This is a genomic window from Pseudomonas sp. PDM24, assembly GCF_019218905.1.
Taxonomy (GTDB): Bacteria; Pseudomonadota; Gammaproteobacteria; order Pseudomonadales; family Pseudomonadaceae; genus Aquipseudomonas.
Genome location: NZ_JAHUWR010000004.1, coordinates 550857 through 571364, shown reverse-complemented (window position 1 = coordinate 571364; position 20508 = coordinate 550857). Strand labels below are relative to the sequence as shown.

Sequence of the window (20508 nt, the reverse complement as noted above, 5' to 3'; positions counted from 1 at the left end):
AATTCTACAGCGTTACTCGCTGCTGTCAACACCTCTTTTTCTCCGCTTTCGACCGAGAAGATCGAACCGTCAAAAGAGCCAAACAACACCGCTCTTTCAACTCCTTCTGGCTTCGATGAACTGAAGCATAACCGCTGTCGAAAACTGCGTAACTCTTTGTTTACCAAGGAGTTTTCCGTTTCGACTGCGCCGGAAGTGGGGCGAATTATAGACGTCCAGAATCTGCCGTCAACCCCTGATTTCACAATTCTGTCATATAAGGCAAAGAAGCCCCGAAAACACGAAGGCCGGCCCCTAGGGGCCGGCCTTCTTCCCTTCTACTTACAAACTAGGGAATGCGAATTGCGAAGCCTCATGGCTCGCCCGTTGCGGCCAGCGCTGGGTAATAGCTTTGCGACGAGTGTAGAAACGCACGCCATCCGGACCATACGCATGCAGATCGCCAAACAGCGAACGCTTCCAGCCGCCAAAGCTGTGATAAGCCACCGGCACCGGCAAAGGCACGTTGACGCCGACCATGCCCACTTCAATCTCATCGCAGAACAACCGCGCCGCTTCCCCATCACGCGTGAAGATACAGGTGCCATTGCCATACTCGTGATCGTTGATCAGCTGCATCGCCTCTTCCAGGCTGTTGACCCGAACGACGCACAGCACCGGCCCGAAGATCTCTTCTTTATAGATGCGCATCTCTGGCGTGACGTTATCGAACAGGCAACCGCCCAGGAAGAAACCTTCCTCATGACCGGCCACGCTCAGACCACGACCATCCACCACCAAGGTCGCCCCTGCTGAAACACCGTCTTCTATATAGCCACTGACTTTATCGCGAGCCTGACCGGAAACCAGCGGCCCCATATCCAGGCCACAGGTCGTACCGGCACCGATTTTCAACGCTTTGACCTGCGGTACCAGTTTGGCCACCAACGCATCGGCCACTTGATCGCCGACGCATACAGCAACCGAGATCGCCATGCAGCGCTCACCGCACGAACCGTACGCCGCGCCCATCAGTGCGCTGACGGCGTTATCCAGATCCGCATCCGGCATCAATACCGCATGGTTCTTCGCCCCGCCCAGCGCCTGGACGCGTTTGCCGCGCTTGGTGCCTTCGGCGTAAATGTATTCGGCAATCGGTGTCGAACCGACAAAGCTCAGCGCTTTGACTTCCGGCGCTTCAATCAAGGCATCCACCGCAGCCTTGTCGCCATGCACCACACTCAGCACGCCTTTCGGCAGGCCGGCCTCCAACAGCAGCTGAGCAATCAGCAGCGTCGAGCTTGGATCACGCTCGGACGGTTTCAGGATAAAGCAGTTGCCGCAGACGATCGCCAGCGGATACATCCACAGCGGCACCATGGCCGGGAAGTTGAACGGAGTAATACCGGCCACCACGCCCAATGGCTGGAAATCCGACCAGGCATCAATGTTCGGCCCAACATTGCGGCTGTACTCACCCTTGAGAATTTCCGGTGCCGCGCAGGCGAACTCGACGTTCTCGATCCCTCGCTTCAATTCACCGGCGGCATCTTCCAGGGTCTTGCCATGTTCTTCGCTGATCAGTTGTGCAATGCGAGCTTCGTTCTGTTCCAGCAATTGCTTGAAGCGGAACATCACCTGGGCACGCTTGGCCGGCGGAGTATTACGCCAGGCCGGGAACGCAGCTTTAGCCGAGTCGATGGCTTTTTGAATGGTTTCACGGCTGGCCAATGGCAGTTTGTGGATCGCCTGACCGGTGGACGGGTTGAACACGTCGGCCGTACGACCGTCTTCGGTCACCAGTTCGCCATTGATCAAATGCGGGATAAGGCTCATGCAGGGCTCCTGAAAGTTGTCCATAGGCGCCCGCGAAAGGACGCCTATATAGAGAGAGAGGGGGAAAATCAGTCGATCTTGTTCAGCACTTCGCCGACCGCGTCGAACAGACGATCAAGGTCCTGCGGCTTGCTGTTGAAGGTTGGGCCGAACTGCAGGGTGTCGCCGCCGAAGCGCACGTAGAACCCGGCTTTCCACAGAGCCATGCCGGCTTCGAACGGACGCACGATGGCATCGCCGTCGCGAGGCGCAATCTGGATGGCACCGGCCAACCCGTAGTTACGAATGTCGATGACGTTTTTCGAGCCCTTCAAACCATGCAATGCATTTTCGAAATGCGGCGCCACTTCCGCCACGCTCTGCACCAGGTTTTCCTTTTGCAGCAGATCGAGTGCCGCCAGGCCCGCAGCGCAAGCTACCGGGTGCGCGGAATAGGTATAGCCGTGCGGGAACTCCACCGCGTATTCCGGCGTCGCCTGGTTCATGAAGGTCTGATAGATCTCGGAGCTGGCAATCACTGCGCCCATCGGGATCGCGCCGTTGGTGACTTGCTTGGCAATGCACATCAGGTCCGGCGTCACGCCGAAGCTGTCGGCACCGAACATCGAACCTGTACGACCAAAACCGGTGATCACTTCGTCAAACACCAGCAGGATGTTGTGCTGATCGCAGATCTCGCGCAAACGCTTGAGGTAACCCTGCGGCGGAACCAGCACGCCAGCGGAACCAGCCAATGGCTCGACGAATACCGCTGCGATGTTCGAGGCATCATGCAGCTCGATCAACTTGAGCAATTCATCCGCCAACGCGATACCACCCTGCTCCGGCATGCCACGAGTGAAAGCATTGCTCGCCAGCAAAGTGTGCGGCAGGTGATCGACGTCCATCATCGCCTGACCGAACAGTTTGCGGTTGCCGTTCACGCCACCGAGGCTGGTGCCGGCGATGTTCACGCCGTGATAACCACGAGCTCGACCGATCATTTTGGTTTTGGTGGCCTGGCCTTTCAGGCGCCAGTAAGCGCGCACCATTTTCACCGCCGTGTCTGCGCACTCGGAACCCGAGTCGGTGAAGAACACGTGATTCAGATTGCCCGGGGTCAGATCGGTGATTTTCTCGGCCAACTGGAACGACAGCGGGTGACCGTACTGAAAGCCCGGCGAGTAATCCAGGGTACCCAACTGCTTGGCCACCGCGTCCTGAATTTCCTTGCGGGTGTGTCCGGCGCCGCAGGTCCACAGACCCGAGAGCGAATCGTAGACCTTGCGGCCCTTGTCGTCTGTCAGCCAACTGCCCTCGGCAGCCACGATCAGTCGCGGGTCGCGCTGGAAATTGCGGTTCGCGGTGTAGGGCATCCAGTGAGCATCGAGCTTGAGCTGGCTGGCCAGGGAAGTCGGGGCGTTTTCAGGCACGTTCATGGGCAAAACCTCGCAGGGCAATAAGCGGCGTGGAGATGAAAAGCGTTCTTGCAGCTAAATTGCCACGGAGATAAAGTCGGTGAAATCCAACTTTTCTAACCTTCAGTCAGCCAGCCACTAAACTTTGAGCAAACAAAGCATGAGCAGCCGTCGTCCCGATCCACTGGCGCAAGTCAGTGACTTTGATATCCGCCTGTTGCGGATTTTTCGCAGCGTCGTGGAATGCGGCGGCTTCTCTGCGGCGGAATCCGTGCTGGGGATCGGTCGCTCGGCGATCAGCCAGCAGATGAGCGATCTGGAGCAACGCCTCGGCCTGCGTCTGTGCCAACGCGGTCGCGCCGGTTTTTCCCTGACCGAAGAGGGCCGCGAGGTCTACCAATCAGCGCTGCAGCTATTAAGTGCGCTGGAAAGCTTCCGCACCGAGGTCAACGGCCTCCACCAACATTTGCGCGGTGAGTTGACCATTGGCCTGACCGACAACCTGGTCACCCTGCCCCACATGCGCATCACCCACGCCTTGGCGCAGTTGAAGGAACGCGGCCCGGACGTACAGATCCAGATCCGCATGATCGCGCCCAATGAAGTCGAACAAGGCGTGCTCGACGGGCGCTTGCATGTCGGCGTAGTGCCGCAGGCCAGTGCGCTGTCGGGTCTGGAATATCAGCCGCTCTACAGCGAACGTTCGCTGCTGTATTGCGCAGTCGGGCATCCGTTATTTTATGTCGACGACAAACAACTGGACGATGAGCGTCTCAATAGCCAGGACGCCATCGCTCCGACCTTCCGTTTGCCTGCCGAGATTCAGGCCCACTATCAGGCGCTCAACTGCACCGCCAGTGCATCGGATCGCGAAGGCATGGCATTTCTGATTCTGACCGGGCGCTACATCGGTTATCTGCCAGATCATTACGCCAGCCTCTGGGTGCAGCAGGGCCGATTGCGTGCGCTGAAACCCAAGGCACGTTTTTATGACCTGAGTCTGGCATCGGTCACACGCAAGGGCCGTCGTCCCCACTTGGTGCTGGAGAGTTTTTTGGAGAGTCTGGCCGCAACACGCTGAAACCTGTGGGAGCGGGCTTGCTCGCGAAGAGGGAGTATCAGTCGACATTAATGCAACTGACACACCGCCTTCGCGAGCAAGCCCGCTCCCACAGGGATTATGGTGTTCAGGTTTTATCGCAACAGGACTTGTCTGCGACCTGCGGGTGCGCTATCAACGCATCTGGTTGCACCCATTTACCTGTTCGGAAGTGCCTATGACCTTTGAAGTCCCAGCCCACGGCGGCAAACCCGCCAGCCGCATTCGTCAGAAGAACGAAGAGACCATCATCAAAGCCGCCGAAGACGAGTTCGCCCGTCACGGATTCAAAGGCACCAGCATGAACACCATCGCGCAGAAGGCCGGGTTGCCCAAAGCGAACCTGCATTACTACTTCACTAACAAACTCGGTTTGTATGTGGCGGTGCTGAGCAACATCCTTGAACTCTGGGACAGCACCTTCAATACCCTGACCGTCGAGGATGATCCGGCAGAAGCATTGACGCGATACATTCGAGCAAAAATGGAATTCTCCCGACGCCAGCCACAAGCTTCGCGGGTCTTCGCCATGGAGGTCATCAGCGGCGGCGAATGCCTGAGCGCGCATTTCAACCAGGACTATCGCATCTGGTTTCAGGGCCGGGCCGCGGTGTTTCAGACGTGGATCGATGCCGGCAAAATGGACCCGGTCGACCCGGTGCACCTGATCTTCCTGCTGTGGGGCAGCACCCAGCATTACGCCGATTTTGCCACGCAGATCTGCCGTGTCACCGGGCGCACCAAGTTGACCAAGCAAGACATGGAAGACGCCGGCAACAACCTGATCCGCATCATTCTCAAAGGCTGCGGCCTGACGCCTGCTATCTAAGACACCTATGCCTTTTACCCTCAGCGGCTTTTGCGAACACCGCGAAGAGATTCGCAAAAGCCGCTTCATCGCCCTCGCCGGACCAATCACTAGCGCAGCGGATGCTCAAGCGTTCATCGAGCAGCACAGTGATTTGAACGCCTCGCACAATTGCTGGGCCTGGAAACTCGGCGATCAATATCGCAGCAACGATGATGGCGAACCCGGCGGCACCGCTGGCCGGCCGATTCTCGCAGCGATCGAAGCTCAGGATTGCGATCAGGTCGCGGTGTTGGTGATCCGTTGGTATGGCGGCATTCAACTGGGCACTGGCGGCCTCGCCCGGGCCTATGGCGGCGGTGCCAACAAATGCCTGCAAGGGGCGCCGAAGGTCGAGCTGATCAGTCGGGTGCCGGTGAGTTGTGCCTGCGCATTTAGTGAATTGGCGCTGGTGAAACTTCGGGTGGCGGAACTGGGCGGTTTGGTCGTGGAGGAAATCTTCACGGCCAATGGCGTGGAACTGCAATTGGCGATCGGCGAGGGGCAAATAGAGACCTTGCAGATGCAGCTGGCGGATTTGAGTCGCGGGCGTATTTTGTTGCAGCGATAAAAGAAAGATCAAAAGATCGCAGCCTTCGGCAGCTCCTACGCCGACCGTGTACTTGCGTAATGAATGCAATCCCGTAGGAGCTGCCGAAGGCTGCGATCTTTTGGGGCACCCCGGTTTTCTTTATTCTCGATACTTGCCCACATCTGCTGTGCACCCGGCTGTGGATAACCTGAGTACATTCCCCTGTAACCCTTCTGTCATGCGGCTTTGCGGGCTTTGTTCATTTTTCATCCAAATCCCCAGCAGCAACATTTATTCCACGTAAAAACAAACAGTTAGAGCGGTTTATCGCCATTAGAAGAAAGCCCCTCAGTGCTTATGCCCCTCCGCTCGGCTTGCGCACAAATACTGTGGAACAACCTGTGGATAACCCGTTCATGGCTGGCGCAGCCCCATGTCCGACATAGCTTGCAGGGTATTGGTCGTTTCTTGATCAATTCACCGCGCGCAAAACCAGAGCCTGATCAAAGAACGTGCCCTCAAGTGGTGCCTGATTCGGAGTTGGAATAAGGCGAGACACCGCCCACAACCCAAAATCAGCAAGGCCTTGCCGATTTCCTGACTCAATGGCCAGGAAATTGCTTTATCCCCAGGCATAACTTCTGTCGACCTGAGCCTGTCATGTCCAACCCCGTGCCGATCCCCGATCAAATACCCCGCCTGCAATTGCGCAGAATCAGCAAACGTTACCCCGGTTGCCTGGCCAACGATGCCATCGACTTGAGCATTGCGCCCGGTGAAATTCACGCCCTGCTCGGCGAAAACGGTGCGGGAAAAAGTACCCTGATGAAGATCATCTACGGCGTCACTCACGCCGACTCAGGGGAAATGATCTGGCAGGGCCAGCGCGTGACCATGCGCAATCCGGCCCAGGCTCGCGGCCTCGGGATTGGCATGGTGTTCCAGCATTTCTCGCTGTTCGAAACCCTGAGCGTGGCGCAGAACATTGCGCTGGCCATGGGCGCTGCGGCGGGTACGCCGAAGCAGCTTGAGCCGAAGATTCGTGAAGTGTCCCAACGCTACGGCATGGCGCTGGAACCGGAGCGACTTGTCCACAGCCTGTCCATCGGCGAGCGTCAGCGGGTGGAAATCATTCGCTGCCTGATGCAAGACATCCGCCTGTTGATTCTCGATGAGCCGACATCTGTACTGACCCCGCAAGAAGCCGACGAACTGTTTGTCACATTGCGCCGACTGGCGAGCGAGGGCTGCAGCATTCTGTTTATCAGCCACAAGCTCGGCGAAGTGCGCGCGTTGTGCCACAGCGCTACGGTGTTGCGCGGCGGTCGGGTGGCCGGGCATTGCGTGCCGGCGCAGTGCTCGGATCGGCAATTGGCGCAGTTGATGGTCGGTGAAGCCGCCGAGCTGATCACCGACTATCCAAAGGTCATGGGCGCTGATGCGTTTTTGAATGTGGCGGGGTTGTCCTGGCACAACCCGGACCCGTTCGGCTGCTCGCTGAAGGACATTGATTTCGACGTGCGCAGCGGCGAAATCGTGGGGGTCGCCGGAGTGGCCGGCAATGGTCAGGATGAGTTGCTGGCCTTGCTCAGTGGCGAAGAACGGTTACCCCGCGATGACAGCGCAACGATCAGTTTCGGCGGGCAACCGGTGGCGCATCTGCGGCCGGATGCTCGACGCAAACTTGGCCTGGCGTTCGTCCCCGCCGAGCGTCTGGGCCATGGCGCGGTGCCGGAGCTGAGCCTGGCAGATAACGCCCTGCTCACTGCGTTTCAACAGGGGCTTGTCAGCAACGGGCTGATCCAGCGCGGCAAGGTCGAAGCGCTGGCCGAAGACATCATTCGCCGCTTCGGGGTCAAGACACCTGATGCCCAGGCGCCTGCTCGCAGTCTGTCCGGCGGCAACTTGCAAAAATTCATCCTCGGCCGGGAGATCCTTCAACAACCTGAATTACTGGTGGCCGCGCACCCGACCTGGGGCGTGGACGTCGGAGCGGCCGCGACCATTCACCGGGCGTTGATTGCCTTGCGCGATGCCGGCGCGGCGATCCTGGTGATCTCCGAAGACCTCGACGAACTGTTCCAGATCTGCGATCGCCTCGGCGCCCTGTGCGGCGGTCGGCTGTCGCCATTGCAGGCCACCGTCGACACCCATCTGAGCGACGTCGGCGGCTGGATGGCTGGCCAGTTCGACGCGCCTCAATCACCTGCCCCCGTAGCGCTTTAACGGAGTTTCACATGCTGCTTTCTCTCGAACCCCGTGGCCAGCAATCACGCCTGATGTTGTGGTGCTCGCCCCTGCTGGCGGCCGTGTTGACGCTGGGCTGTGGCTCATTGCTGTTTATCGCCCTGGGCCACGATCCGTTGCTGACCTTGCACACGTTGCTGATTGCACCGATCAGCGACTTGTACGGCGTCTCCGAATTGTTGGTCAAAGCGTTGCCGATTCTGCTCTGCGCATTGGGCCTGGCGGTGGCGTATCAGGCGCGGATCTGGAACATCGGCGCCGAAGGTCAGTTGCTGCTCGGCGCCCTCGCCGGCAGTGCGTTGGCAGTGAACATCATTGGCTGGCAAAGCCGCTGGGCGCTGGTGTTGATCCTGCTCACAGGCACCTTGGCCGGCGCCGCGTGGGCCGGGTTGACGGCATGGTTGCGCACGCGCTTCAACGCCAATGAAATCCTCACCAGCATCATGCTCAATTACATCGCCCTGAACCTGCTGCTGTTCTGCGTCCACGGGCCGCTGAAGGACCCGGCGGGGTTCAACTTTCCAGAGTCGGCAATGTTCGGCGATGCCAGTCGACTGCCGCTGTTGATGGAGGACGGCCGGGTTCATGCCGGTGTGTATTTCGCCCTGCTCGCGCTGGTGGCGGTGTGGGTATTGCTGCAGAAAAGCTTTGTCGGCTTCCAGATCAAAGTGCTCGGGCTGGACAAGCGCGCCGCCGGTTTCGTCGGCTTTCGCGAGAAGCGGCTGATCTGGCTGGCGTTGTTGATCAGCGGCGGTTTGGCGGGGTTGGCCGGGGTCTGCGAAGTCACTGGGCCGATCGGTCAATTGGTGCCGCAGGTCTCACCGGGTTACGGCTATGCGGCGATCACCGTGGCGTTTCTCGGGCGGCTGAATCCCATCGGCATTCTGTTTTCCAGCCTGTTGATGGCGCTGCTGTACATCGGCGGCGAAAGCGCACAGATGAGCATGAACCTGCCGCAAGCGATCACTCAATTGTTCCAGGGGATGATGCTGTTTTTCCTGCTGGCCAGTGACGTGCTGATTCTCTACCGACCGCGTTTGAACCTGCGCTGGGCCCGCCGTGCACCAACCACCGCCGTACACGCAGGAGCCTTGTGATGGATATCGATCTGCTGAGCAATATTTTCTACGCCATGGTCCGTTGCGGTACGCCGTTGTTGCTGGTGGCGCTGGGCGAGCTGATCTGCGAGAAGAGTGGCGTCCTCAATCTGGGGCAGGAAGGCATGATGCTGTTTGGCGCGGTGATCGGTTTCATCGTCGCGCTGAACAGCGGCAACCTCTGGCTTGGCGTGTTGCTGGCGATGCTCGCCGGGATGCTGCTGTCGTCGCTGTTTGCCTTGGTGGCACTGGTGTTCAACGCCAATCAGGTGGCGACCGGGTTGGCGTTGACGATCTTCGGCGTGGGCCTGTCGACCTTTGTCGGCGCAGCATGGGTTGGCAAACCATTGGCGGGTTTCGAGCCGGTGGCGATTCCGTTGTTGAGTGAAATCCCGCTGATCGGGCGGATGCTGTTTGCCCAGGACTTGCTGGTGTACCTGTCGTTCGCGCTGTTCACGTTAGTGGCCTGGGTGATTCTGAAAAGTCGCGTCGGGTTGATCATTCAGGCCGTCGGAGAAAATCCGGATGCCGCCAGTGCCATGGGCTTGCCGGTGTTGCGCGTGCGTACGCTGGCGGTGCTGTTTGGTGGGGCGATGGCGGGGTTGGCCGGGGCTTATCTGTCCCTGGCGTACACGCCGATGTGGGCGGAAAACATGAGTGCCGGTCGCGGCTGGATTGCCCTGGCACTGGTGGTATTTGCCAGTTGGCGGGTGTGGCGATTGCTGCTCGGGGCGTATCTGTTCGGTCTCGCCAGCATCCTGCATTTGGTGGCGCAGGGGTTGGGGCTGGCGATTCCGTCGAGCCTGCTGGCGATGCTGCCGTATGTCGCGACCATTGTGGTGTTGGTGCTGCTGTCCCGGGATGCCGTGCGCACACGGTTGTATGCGCCGGTGTCGTTGGGGCAGCCGTGGCAGGCCGGGCATTAGGTGTTGGCCGTTCGGGCCTCTTCGCGGGCAAGCCTCGCTCCTACGGATCCATTTCGTTCTTACGGCTTATACAAAACCTGTAGGAGCGAGGCTTGCCCGCGAAGGCGCCCGAACAGGCAACACTTGAACAACGCCCCACGCCAATTCAAAGACCAGGGAAACAACCAGCAATAAGCTGGCGCCGTGGAGCAAGGCATACAGCTGCCAAGCCGAAAACAGAAACCGCCCCACCGCGTCATACCGCCCAAACACCTGCTGCGGATCACGAATCCGCAGCACGGCCCACACGCACACAATCGAACCCAACAAATTCGCCATCAGCATGTGCATCGGCTCGAACGGCGGTAGCTCGCCAGGCAAATTGAAAGCTTGGCTCAGGCTCAACAACACGCCATGCAACGCCGCAAAACTCCACGGCGTCACAAAAGCAGCGGTCACGATCAGGTCGTACCACGCACTGCCACGCACCACTTGACGATATTGCGTTGAAGTCCACATCCGTCTTGCTCCGTAAATTCAGGGAGCAACAAGGCTAAAGCCTGGAGTATGCTCCAGGGTCAAGCCCTCTCGAGACATCAAGATGCGCATCGGTGAATTGGCCCAGGCCAGCGCCGTCAGCCGCGACACGTTGCGCTTTTACGAGCAGCGCGGGTTGATCGCCGCGCAACGCAGCGCCAATGGTTATCGCGACTATCCGGCGGAGATGGTGCAACTGGTGCTGTACATCAAGACCGCTCAGCGACTGGGCTTTACCCTCGGCGAGATCGGCAGCAGCGTCGCTGCGCTGTGGCAGGCGCCCGACCCGGCCAATGCCGTGACCCAACTGCTGCAAGACAAACTGAACCTGATCGAAACCCGCATCGCCGAACTCGATGTCTTGCGTCAGGAACTGCAACATCGGCTCGGTCAACGTTGTCCATTAAATCCGTGATTTTCATCCATCAAGGAAGCCATTCATGTCCAAGGCAAAAACCGCACTCATCATCGGTGCCTCCCGAGGCTTGGGCCTCGGTCTGGTGAAAACCCTGCTGGCCGACGGCTGGCAAGTCACCGCCACCGTGCGCAACCCGCAGGGCGCCGAAGCCTTGCAAGCGCTGGGCAAGGTGCGGATCGAAAAACTCGACATGGACGATCAGCAAGCGGTCATTGCCCTTAGCCAACAACTCAAGGGGGAAGTCTTCGACTTGTTGTTTGTGAATGCCGGAGTCAAGGGCCCGGAGGTCCAGACGCCGGGCGGCGCGACGTTGGCCGAGGTGGGGCAATTGTTCTTCACCAATGCCGTTGCGCCGATCAATCTGGCCCAGCGCTTCGTCGGGCAGATTCGCGATGGCAGCGGCGTGCTGGCCTTCATGAGTTCGGTGCTGGGCAGCGTGACCATGCCCGACGCGCCGGAGCTGGCACTGTACAAGGCCAGCAAAGCGGCGCTGAACTCCATGACCAACAGCTTCGTCACGCAACTGGGCGAACAGAAACTCACCGTGCTGTCGCTGCATCCGGGTTGGGTGAAAACTGATATGGGCGGTGAAGGCGCGGACATTGATGTGGAAACCAGCACCCGCGGGTTGATCGATCAGGTGAATGCGTATGCCGGCAAGGGCGGGCATCATTTTGTGAACTACAGGGGTGAGACCATTCCCTGGTAACACCACAGATCGAGTGTGGGAGCGGGCTTGCTCGCGAAGAGGGAGTGTCAGTCGGCATTGATGTGAATGACACACCGCCTTCGCGAGCAAGCCCGCTCCCACAGGGGTCTTGCGTTGTCCTGTCGGGCCGGGCTTGCCCGCGAAGCTTTTTTGTTCGAAACTCCGCACCTCGCCCCCGCGGCGACCCTGGATCAGCAGACAGGGCAACACTGAGCTGGCAACCCTGAACCCAACTTTCAGAGGAGCCGGCCACCATGCCTGCGACCCGTACCTGGTTAAAAAATCCCCTCGCCATTTTCACGGCCAACGCGCTCGATGCCCGTGGCGGTCTGGTTGTGCAAGACGGCTTGATCGTCGAAGTGCTCGCCGCCGGTCAACAGCCCTCCGCGCCCTGTGACCACGTTTTCGATGCGCGCGAATACGTGATCCTGCCAGGGCTGATCAACACCCATCACCACTTCTATCAAACCCTGACCCGTGCCTGGGCACCGGTGGTTAATCAGCCTTTGTTCCCGTGGCTGAAAACCCTCTATCCGGTCTGGGCTCGTCTCACCCCTGAAAAACTCGCCCTCGCCACCAAAGTCGCGTTGGCTGAGTTGCTGCTGTCCGGTTGTACCACCGCGGCCGATCACCATTACCTGTTTCCGGAAGGCCTGGAAAATGCGATCGACGTACAGGTCGAGAGTGTTCGCGAGCTGGGCATGCGCGCCATGCTCACTCGCGGTTCCATGAGCCTTGGCGAGAAAGACGGCGGCCTGCCACCGCAGCAGACCGTCCAGGAAGGTGAAGTGATCCTCGATGACAGCCAACGTTTGATTGCCGCATACCACGAGCGCGGTGATGGGGCGCAGATTCAAATCGCCCTGGCACCGTGCTCGCCGTTCTCGGTGACCCCGGAAATCATGTCCGCCAGCGCCGAACTGGCGAACACACTCGACGTGCGCCTGCACACGCACCTGGCGGAAACCCTCGACGAAGAAGACTTCTGCCTGCAACGTTTCGGCCTGCGCACCGTTGATTACCTGGACAGCGTCGGCTGGCTCGGCCCGCGCACGTGGCTGGCCCACGGCATTCATTTCAACCCCGACGAAATCGCCCGCCTCGGCGCGGCCGGCACGGGCATTTGCCATTGCCCGAGTTCAAACATGCGCCTGGCTTCCGGCATTTGCCCGACGCTGGACCTGACCGCTGCGGGGGCGCTGCTGGGTCTGGGCGTGGACGGTTCGGCGTCCAACGATGCGTCGAACATGATCCTCGAAACCCGTCAGGCGCTGTACATCCAGCGGCTGCGTTATGGCGCGGAAAAGATTACGCCAGAATTGGTACTGGGCTGGGCGACCAAGGGCTCGGCGAGTTTGCTCGGGCGCAGCGACATCGGTGAACTGGCGGTGGGCAAGCAGGCGGATCTGGCGCTGTTCAAACTGGATGAACTGCGCTTCTCCGGCAGCCATGATCCGGTGTCGGCGCTGCTGCTGTGCGGCGCGGATCGGGCGGACCGGGTGATGGTCGGCGGAAAGTGGCGGGTGATCGACGGTCAGGTTGAGGGGCTGGATCTGAAAGGGTTGATTGCCGATCACAGCCAGGCCGCTCGGCAGTTGATCGCCGGCACCTGACACAACACCAAACAAATGTGGGAGCGGGCTTGCTCGCGAAAGCGGTGTGTCATGCAACATTGATGTCGGCTGACATACCGTCTTCGCGAGCAAGCCCGCTCCCACAGTTTTGTGTGAGGCGCCCGCACCAGTGGATGGCGTGGATTCGAGACGGTGCACCGGGATGGTTCTGTGGTGGTCGTCAGGGACTCTTCGCGGGCAAGCCTCGCTCCTACGGGATTTGCGCAGGTCTTGTGCGGGCTTGCCCGCGATGGCCGCTACGCGATTCCGATCCATTTGTTGTCCTGTTGGTCAGTAATTTGCATTGCCCTGACCTACCTCACAACAAAATGGAGTTCCCGTTCATGCATATACGTCCGTTGAAGCAGCTACTTTGCGCTGTCGCCGCAGCCATCGGTCTGAGCGCCAGCCTGACCGCCAGTGCTGCCGACCCGCTGAAAGTCGGCTTCGTCTATATCGGCCCGATCGGTGACCACGGCTGGACGTATCAGCATGAACAGGGACGCAAGGTGCTGGCAGAAAAATTCGGCGAGCAGATCACCACCAACTACGTGGAAAACGTCGCCGAGGGCGCCGATGCCGAGCGGGTGATCCGCAACATGGCCAAGGACAAGTACGACCTGATTTTCACCACGTCTTTCGGCTACATGAACCCGACCCTGAAAGTCGCCAAGCAATTTCCCAAGGTGACCTTCGAACATGCCACCGGCTACAAGCAGGACAAGAACCTCGGCACTTACCTGGCACGTACTTATGAAGGCCGCTACGTCGGCGGTTTTCTCGCGGCGAAGATGACCAAGACCAAGAAAGTCGGCTACGTCGCCTCGTTCCCGATCCCGGAAGTGATCCGCGACATCAACGCCATTCAACTGGCCCTGAACAAGTACAACCCGGGCACCGAGATCAAAGTGGTGTGGGTCAATTCCTGGTTCGACCCGGGCAAGGAAGCCGACGCCGCCAATGCGCTGATCGACCAGGGCGTGGACGTAGTGTTCCAGCACACCGACAGCCCGGCACCGATCCAGGCGGCCGAACGGCGTGGCGTGTATGCCGTCGGTTATGCATCGGACATGGCGCACTTCGGGCCGAAAGCGGTGCTGACGTCTATCGTCAATGACTGGGGGCCGCATTACATTCAGGCGACTCAAAGCGTGCTCGACCACACATGGAAATCCCAGGATTACTGGGGCGGTCTGAAGGAAGGTACGGTTGAGCTGCCGATCAGCGACCTGGTGCCGCCCGCGGTAAAAACCGAAGCCGAGCAGATCATTGCCGACATCAAGAGCGGTGCGTTGCATCCGTTCAGCGGACCGATCAAGGACCAGGCCGGTGTGGAGAAAATCCCGGCGGGCGCGACGGCAACCAATGCGCAGCTGGCGTCGATGAACTACTACGTCGAAGGCATGAAGGCCGAGATACCGAAGTAATTCCGGCGCGAACACAAAACCCTGTGGGAGCGGGCTTGCTCGCGAAGGCGGTGTGTCATGCGATATTGATGTCGACTGACACACCGCCTTCGCGAGCAAGCCCGCTCCCACAATGGATCTTCGGTACTCTTCAGCCAGCGTAGGACAGCAACATGAACCAACTCCCGATCATCGACATCGCCCCACTCTACAGCGATGACCAAAACGCCTGGCAATCCATCGCCACACAAATCGACCATGCCTGCCGCGAATGGGGCTTTTTCTATATCAAGGGCCACCCGATCGCCCCGTCGCGTATCGCCGCCGTGCTCGAGCATGCCCAACGTTTCTTCGCCCTGCCCACCGCCGAAAAACTCAAGATCGACATCACTCAAACCCGCCACCACCGCGGCTATGGCGCCATCGCCACCGAGCAACTCGACCCGAGCAAACCCAGCGACCTGAAAGAAACCTTCGACATGGGCCTGCACCTGCCGGCCGATCATCCCGAGGTGATTGCGGAAAAACCCTTGCGCGGTCCTAACCGTCATCCGTCGTTGCCTGGCTGGGAATCGCTGATGGAGCAACACTACGTCGACATGCAGGCGCTCGCTCAAACCCTGCTGCGAGCCATGACCCTGGCGCTGGGCATTGAGCGCGATTTCTTCGATAGCCGTTTCAAAGAACCGGTCAGCGTGCTGCGGATGATCCATTACCCGCCGCGCCACACTGCCAGCACCGAAGATCAGCAAGGTGCCGGCGCTCACACCGATTACGGCTGCATCACCCTGCTTTATCAGGATGCCGCTGGCGGACTGCAAGTGCGCAATGTGCGGGGCGAATGGATCGATGCGCCGCCGATCGAAGGCACGTTCGTGGTCAACCTCGGCGACATGATGGCGCGCTGGAGCAACGACCATTACCTGTCGACGCCGCACCGGGTAATCAGCCCGTTGGGGGTGGATCGTTACTCGATGCCGTTTTTTGCCGAACCGCATCCCGACACCGCCATTGAATGCCTGCCCGGTTGTCAGGACGAAGGGCATCCAGCCAAGTATCCGGCCACCACCTGCGCCGAATTCCTGTTGTCGCGCTTCGCCGATACCTACGCCTATCGACGGCAACAGGAAGCCGTGTAATGAACCGGCTGGTCAGGTTTTGCTCATTGTTTCTGCGGGCATCTGTAGAATGCCCTCATTGCACCTGATGAGATTTCAAAAATGTACGACTGGCTGAACGCTCTGCCCAAGGCAGAATTGCACTTGCACCTGGAAGGTTCGCTGGAGCCTGAGCTGCTGTTCGCCCTGGCCGAACGCAACAAGATCGCCCTGCCGTGGAGCGACGTTGAAACGCTGCGCAAGGCTTATGCCTTCAATAACCTGCAAGAGTTTCTCGACCTGTATTACCAGGGCGCCGATGTGTTGCGCACGTCTCAGGATTTCTACGACCTGACCTGGGCCTACCTGTTGCGCTGCAAGGCGCAGAACGTGATTCACACCGAACCGTTCTTTGACCCGCAAACCCACACCGACCGTGGCATCCCGTTCGAAGTAGTGCTCAACGGCATCGCCGCCGCACTGAAGGATGGCGAGCAGCAACTGGGCATCACCAGCGGTTTGATCCTCAGTTTCCTGCGTCACTTGAGCGAAGACGAAGCGCAGAAAACCCTCGACCAGGCGCTGCCGTTCCGCGATGCGTTTGTCGCCGTGGGCCTGGACAGTTCGGAGATGGGCCACCCGCCGAGCAAGTTCCAGCGGGTGTTCGATCGTGCACGCAGCGAAGGCTTCCTGACCGTGGCCCACGCCGGTGAAGAAGGCCCGCCCGAGTACATCTGGGAAGCCCTCGACCTGCTGAAAATCCAGCGTATCGACCATGGCGTGCGCGCCATCGAAGACGAGCGCTTGATGCAGCGGATCATCGACGAGCAGATCCCGCTGACCGTGTGCCCGTTGTCGAACACCAAACTCTGCGTGTTCGATCACATGTCCCAGCACAACATCCTCGACATGCTCGAGCGCGGAGTGAAGGTCACGGTGAACTCCGATGACCCGGCGTATTTCGGCGGGTATGTCACCGAGAACTTCCACGCGCTGTACACCGATCTGGGCATGACCCAGGATCAGGCCAAGCGCCTGGCGCAGAACAGCCTGGATGCGCGGTTGGTGAAACCGTAAGGTTCACCGCACAACCCATGTGGGAGCGGGCTTGCTCGCGAAGGCGGCGTGTCAGTCAACGATGATGTCGACTGGCATACCGCTTTCGCGAGCAAGCCCGCTCCCACATTTGTTCGGTGATTAACGGACGATCACCGGCTCACTCAACTCTTCCAACGTCTTGCCCCGGGTCTCCATCCCGAACATCCACACCACCCCCGCCGCAATCGCAAAACACATCGCCCCCAGCGCAAACACCCCGCCTTGCCCGGTCATCGGGAACACCAACCCGGTCACCAACGGCCCGAGCAACGACCCCACTCGGCCGATGGCGGACGCGAACCCCGAGCCCGTGGCGCGTGCCGACGTCGGGTACAGCTCAGGGGTGTAGGTGTAGAGCACCGCCCACATGCCGAACAGAAAGAATTGCATCAGCAGCCCCGAGGTAATCAACAGACTGACGTTGCCGCCGAACACTGCACTCTGGCCATAAAGAAACGCCATGATGCCGCCGCCGAGCAATGTCACGACGCACACCGGTTTACGCCCCCAACGCTCCACCAGCCAGGCAGCCATGAGGAAACCGGGAATCCCGCCGAGGGAAATCAGCACCGTGTAATACACCGATTGAGTCACCGCGAAACCCGATTGTTGCAACAACGCACTGAGCCAGGACGTCAGGCCATAAAAACCCAGCAAGGCGAAGAACCACACGCTCCAGATCATCATCGTGCGCTGGCGATACTGCGGCGACCAGATCTCCCCTAGCGCAGAGAAGAAAGTGCCCGGTTGACTCGCCACCCGGGGCAGACGAATCGGTTCAGGCAAATCCGCACGACCCAATGAAGCCCGGACCCGATCTTCGATGCCGAGCAAGACCTTGTCCGCCGCGTCATGATGTCCGGCCTGCTCCAGCCAACGCGGAGACTCGGGAATGAAAAAACGAATCGCCAGGACGAACACCGCCGGCACCGCCAACACCAGAAAGATGTCGCGCCAGCCAATCACCGGCAACAGGAAGTACGACAGCACCCCGGCCGCCACGAAGCCGAGCGGCCAAAAACCATCCATCAACGCGATGTAACGCCCCCGTCGCTTTGCCGGAATCAGCTCCGACAGCATCGACTGAGCAATCGGAAACTCCATGCCCATGCCGATCCCCAGCAGGATTCGGAACAGCGTCAGCGTTTCAACGTTCTGCGCCGTGGAGCACAGGTAGCTGGCGATGCCCCACAGCACAATGCTCCACTGGAACACTGGTTTGCGCCCGAAGCGGTCGGCCAGCATGCCCGACAGCGATGCGCCCAGAACCATGCCGAAAAAACTCGAACTGGCCAGCAACCCGGCCTGCGCCGTGCTCAGGCCAAACTCGGTTTTGATCGAGCCGAGCAGAAAGGTCATCATCGCCAGGTCCATGGAGTCGAAGAAAAACGCCAAGGCAATGATGATGAAAATGATGCGGTGATAACCGCTGATGGGCAGCCGTTCCAATCGTTCTGCCGCGCTGAAGCTTCGTGTTTCCATGCCACATTCCCCCAATCCTGAAAGTCCCCGGATCGAGTGTGCGCGATAGCGGCTGGGGATTATTGCTGAATGCGACCTGTCCACAGCTCTGAACGACGCCTGAAACAAATCCCGGACGTCGCCCTCAATGACTCTAAAGCGCCATTTCCAGTTCGGTTTCCTTGGCGAAGCGATGGATCTCCCGTTGCCCCAAAGCGGTGATCTGCAACGCTCGCGAATCGTTGGGCAGGCTCAACCAGCCCGATTGCATGAACAGCTGCAACAACGCCGCGCCCAATGAACCGCCCATGTGCGGGCGTCTTTCGCTCCAGTCCGGGCAAGCGCAGGCGACTCTGCTGTTACGATGAGCCAGCGCCTGGATGAACACACCGCGCGTTGCCAATTGTGTGGCGCCCTTGTGAGTGATCATGACCCGCTGATCGAATTGCTCGATCCAGCCCGCATCCAGCAGGCGCTGGTAGAGGTCGGCGGCCAGGGTGCCGCCCAGATGGTCGTCGCAGAGCCTGGCCCGCAGCAATGACGAAGGCGCCGCCTGAGGTTTGGCGATAGGGCTCGTGCGTTTGAAAACCTCTGGAATGTCCTGAGGCGCGCTGGCCAGGGTCGCGCTGGCCAGGGCCTCTATCGCGGCGCCGACTTCGGGCGCGGCAAGCCGGAAAAACCGTTTGCGGCCACGGGTTTCGACTTTCAACAGACCTCCGGCGGACAAACGCCCTAAATGCGCACTGGCCGAAGACGGCGACAGGCCGGCCAGCAACGCCAGCTCTTCGGTTTGCCGCGCCGAGCCGTCCATCAAGGCCCACATCATTGCGCTGCGCTTGGGGTCAGCCAGCAATGTGGCGATCTGGCTGATGCAAGGTGCATGTTCCATGTATTCACTCCCTGTTGAATCGTTTCGTCTACTGCTCAGAGACATCTTGACCAGTAATGTGTCGTCGGCCAAGACGCGAAAACCGCCATGGACCGGGCAAAGCCACCCACTCACCCAAGCCATTGCTTCGTGGGTGCAACGAAGGTCCGGTGATGACCATCGGGTATGACCGAATCGAACCTGGACTCGCCATTGCGAGGTCGACGGTGCGTACATGAGGCGGGCGCTAGTATAAGCGGGTTAACCGCTGGTTCCTGCCCTTGGGAATCCATTGGTGGTGATAGTTCCTGACAGAAATTTCGCTATTTGCCTGCGACTAATGATCGACACCCGAAATCGTCGGAAATTGACTGCTTATTCGAGCGCATCGGCTGGCAAGCATTTCCCGCAAAAGGTTCACCGGCTTACTCAATTGTGCGCGATGGGCGCACAGCAAATTCAGCGGTGCACGCTCACAGAGCAGCTCCGGCATCAGCACTTTCAGCCGACCGGCCAGCACATCGGCGGCGACATCGAGCCAGGACTTATACGCAATCCCCGCCCCCGCGACGGCCCACAGACGCACAACATCGGCGTCGTCACTGAAGCGATCACCACTGACCGTCAGGCTCACGTCGCGTTTGCCATCGTGGAAACTCCAGTGATCGTGAACCCGACTACCGAGCATGAATAACAGGCAATTGTGCTGAGCCAATTGCTCCAGATACCGAGGTTCGCCATGCCGGGCCAGGTAACTCGGCGCCGCGCAGAGTACACGACGGTTCTGTGGGGCGATGGGCAACGCCACCAGGCTCGAGTCTTCCGGCTCGCCATACCGCAGGGCAATGTCCACCGGTTGGCGGAACAGGTCGGCGATGCGGTCGCCCAGCAGCAACCGGACCGTGAGCTTCGGATGCTCGCGCTGAAACTCGTCGAGCCATGGCAACAGCAGGTTGCGACCGAAATCCGAAGGCGCCGACAACTGCAAAATCCCGCTGACCTGATCCTGCCCGCTGGCCAGCAAGCGGCGGCCCTCATCGAGATTGCTCAAGGCTGCCCGGGCGTATTCCAGAAAACCTTCGCCTTCCGCGGTCAGGCGCAGGCTGCGGGTAGAACGGGCGAGCAAGCGGGCGCCGAGTTGCTGTTCGATACGCTTCAACGCCGCACTGGCCACCGCCGCCGACATATCCATCACCCGCGCCGCCGCCGACAGGCTGCCCAGGTCTGCAGCCCGAACGAACAACTGCAAGTCATCGAAACGCAACATCGTCAGCCTCGATTATCAAAAAAATATTGAAAGAGACTGCTCTTTTAGCGGGTTTTATCTTGCCGGGAAATAACCAATCATCTGCCCCATCGAAA

At 59.7% G+C, this 20508-nt stretch carries 18 protein-coding genes; 12 read left to right on the top strand and 6 right to left on the bottom strand.

Annotated elements, in window-relative coordinates:
- Nucleotides 1-321: 321 nt before the first annotated feature.
- Together KW837_RS17055 and KW837_RS17050 are read right to left on the bottom strand one after the other, a co-directional pair.
- Entirely contained in the window at nt 322-1815 is a 1494-nt protein-coding gene (locus KW837_RS17055; protein WP_007906810.1) for a CoA-acylating methylmalonate-semialdehyde dehydrogenase, read from the bottom strand.
- A gap of 68 nt (nt 1816-1883) precedes the next feature.
- On the bottom strand, nt 1884-3233 hold the full coding sequence (locus tag KW837_RS17050; protein ID WP_192345796.1) for an aspartate aminotransferase family protein: 1350 nt from the start codon (nt 3231-3233) through the stop codon (nt 1884-1886).
- A gap of 139 nt (nt 3234-3372) precedes the next feature.
- Here KW837_RS17050 and KW837_RS17045 point away from each other — a divergent pair, with 139 nt between their 5' ends.
- The 6 genes from KW837_RS17045 (at nt 3373) to KW837_RS17020 (ending at nt 9960) form a co-directional block, all read left to right on the top strand.
- A complete protein-coding gene (locus KW837_RS17045) occupies nt 3373-4293 on the top strand; it encodes a LysR family transcriptional regulator (RefSeq protein WP_008006295.1) in 921 nt (306 codons plus the stop codon).
- A gap of 196 nt (nt 4294-4489) precedes the next feature.
- Nucleotides 4490-5140, top strand: coding sequence for a TetR/AcrR family transcriptional regulator (locus KW837_RS17040; RefSeq protein WP_218397389.1), 651 nt, complete (start codon nt 4490-4492; stop codon nt 5138-5140).
- A 7-nt stretch (nt 5141-5147) separates the two neighbouring features.
- Nucleotides 5148-5729, top strand: a complete 582-nt coding sequence (locus KW837_RS17035) for a YigZ family protein (RefSeq protein ID WP_218397387.1) — start codon at nt 5148-5150, stop codon at nt 5727-5729.
- 621 nt (nt 5730-6350) lie between these two features.
- Complete coding sequence (locus KW837_RS17030; protein ID WP_218397385.1) at nt 6351-7916, top strand: ABC transporter ATP-binding protein; 1566 nt, start codon at nt 6351-6353, stop codon at nt 7914-7916.
- 11 nt (nt 7917-7927) lie between these two features.
- Nucleotides 7928-9034, top strand: a complete 1107-nt coding sequence (locus KW837_RS17025; protein ID WP_218397383.1) for an ABC transporter permease — start codon at nt 7928-7930, stop codon at nt 9032-9034.
- A complete protein-coding gene (locus KW837_RS17020) occupies nt 9034-9960 on the top strand; it encodes an ABC transporter permease (protein ID WP_038978830.1) in 927 nt (308 codons plus the stop codon). Before KW837_RS17025 ends, KW837_RS17020 begins: the two co-directional genes overlap by 1 nt.
- A gap of 66 nt (nt 9961-10026) precedes the next feature.
- Here KW837_RS17020 and KW837_RS17015 read toward each other — a convergent pair whose 3' ends face one another.
- Nucleotides 10027-10458 carry a hypothetical protein gene (locus KW837_RS17015; protein ID WP_218397381.1) on the bottom strand — a complete coding sequence of 144 codons (432 nt, stop codon included), beginning with the start codon at nt 10456-10458 and terminating at the stop codon, nt 10027-10029.
- A gap of 82 nt (nt 10459-10540) precedes the next feature.
- Between KW837_RS17015 and KW837_RS17010 the strand changes: the two genes are divergently transcribed.
- From KW837_RS17010 to KW837_RS16985, 6 genes are all read left to right on the top strand, one after another.
- Entirely contained in the window at nt 10541-10891 is a 351-nt protein-coding gene (locus KW837_RS17010; RefSeq protein WP_007906796.1) for a MerR family transcriptional regulator, read from the top strand.
- Between the two features lie 25 nt (nt 10892-10916).
- On the top strand, nt 10917-11603 hold the full coding sequence (locus KW837_RS17005; RefSeq protein ID WP_123500981.1) for an SDR family oxidoreductase: 687 nt from the start codon (nt 10917-10919) through the stop codon (nt 11601-11603).
- A 254-nt stretch (nt 11604-11857) separates the two neighbouring features.
- On the top strand, nt 11858-13216 hold the full coding sequence (locus tag KW837_RS17000) for an 8-oxoguanine deaminase (RefSeq protein ID WP_218397379.1): 1359 nt from the start codon (nt 11858-11860) through the stop codon (nt 13214-13216).
- A 344-nt stretch (nt 13217-13560) separates the two neighbouring features.
- Nucleotides 13561-14643, top strand: a complete 1083-nt coding sequence (locus KW837_RS16995) for a BMP family ABC transporter substrate-binding protein (protein WP_218397377.1) — start codon at nt 13561-13563, stop codon at nt 14641-14643.
- 152 nt (nt 14644-14795) lie between these two features.
- Nucleotides 14796-15761: a 2-oxoglutarate and iron-dependent oxygenase domain-containing protein gene (locus KW837_RS16990; protein ID WP_218397375.1), complete on the top strand. Its 966-nt coding sequence runs from the start codon at nt 14796-14798 to the stop codon at nt 15759-15761.
- An 81-nt stretch (nt 15762-15842) separates the two neighbouring features.
- A complete protein-coding gene (locus KW837_RS16985; protein ID WP_007907140.1) occupies nt 15843-16796 on the top strand; it encodes an adenosine deaminase in 954 nt (317 codons plus the stop codon).
- Between the two features lie 120 nt (nt 16797-16916).
- Here KW837_RS16985 and KW837_RS16980 read toward each other — a convergent pair whose 3' ends face one another.
- The 3 genes from KW837_RS16980 to KW837_RS16970 form a co-directional block, all read right to left on the bottom strand.
- Nucleotides 16917-18299 (bottom strand): MFS transporter, encoded by a 1383-nt coding sequence (locus KW837_RS16980; RefSeq protein ID WP_218397373.1) that lies wholly within the window; start codon nt 18297-18299, stop codon nt 16917-16919.
- A 133-nt stretch (nt 18300-18432) separates the two neighbouring features.
- A complete protein-coding gene (locus KW837_RS16975; protein WP_218397371.1) occupies nt 18433-19167 on the bottom strand; it encodes a helix-turn-helix transcriptional regulator in 735 nt (244 codons plus the stop codon).
- Nucleotides 19168-19483: 316 nt separating this feature from the next.
- Nucleotides 19484-20413 carry a LysR family transcriptional regulator gene (locus KW837_RS16970; protein ID WP_218397369.1) on the bottom strand — a complete coding sequence of 310 codons (930 nt, stop codon included), beginning with the start codon at nt 20411-20413 and terminating at the stop codon, nt 19484-19486.
- Nucleotides 20414-20508: the final 95 nt, after the last annotated feature.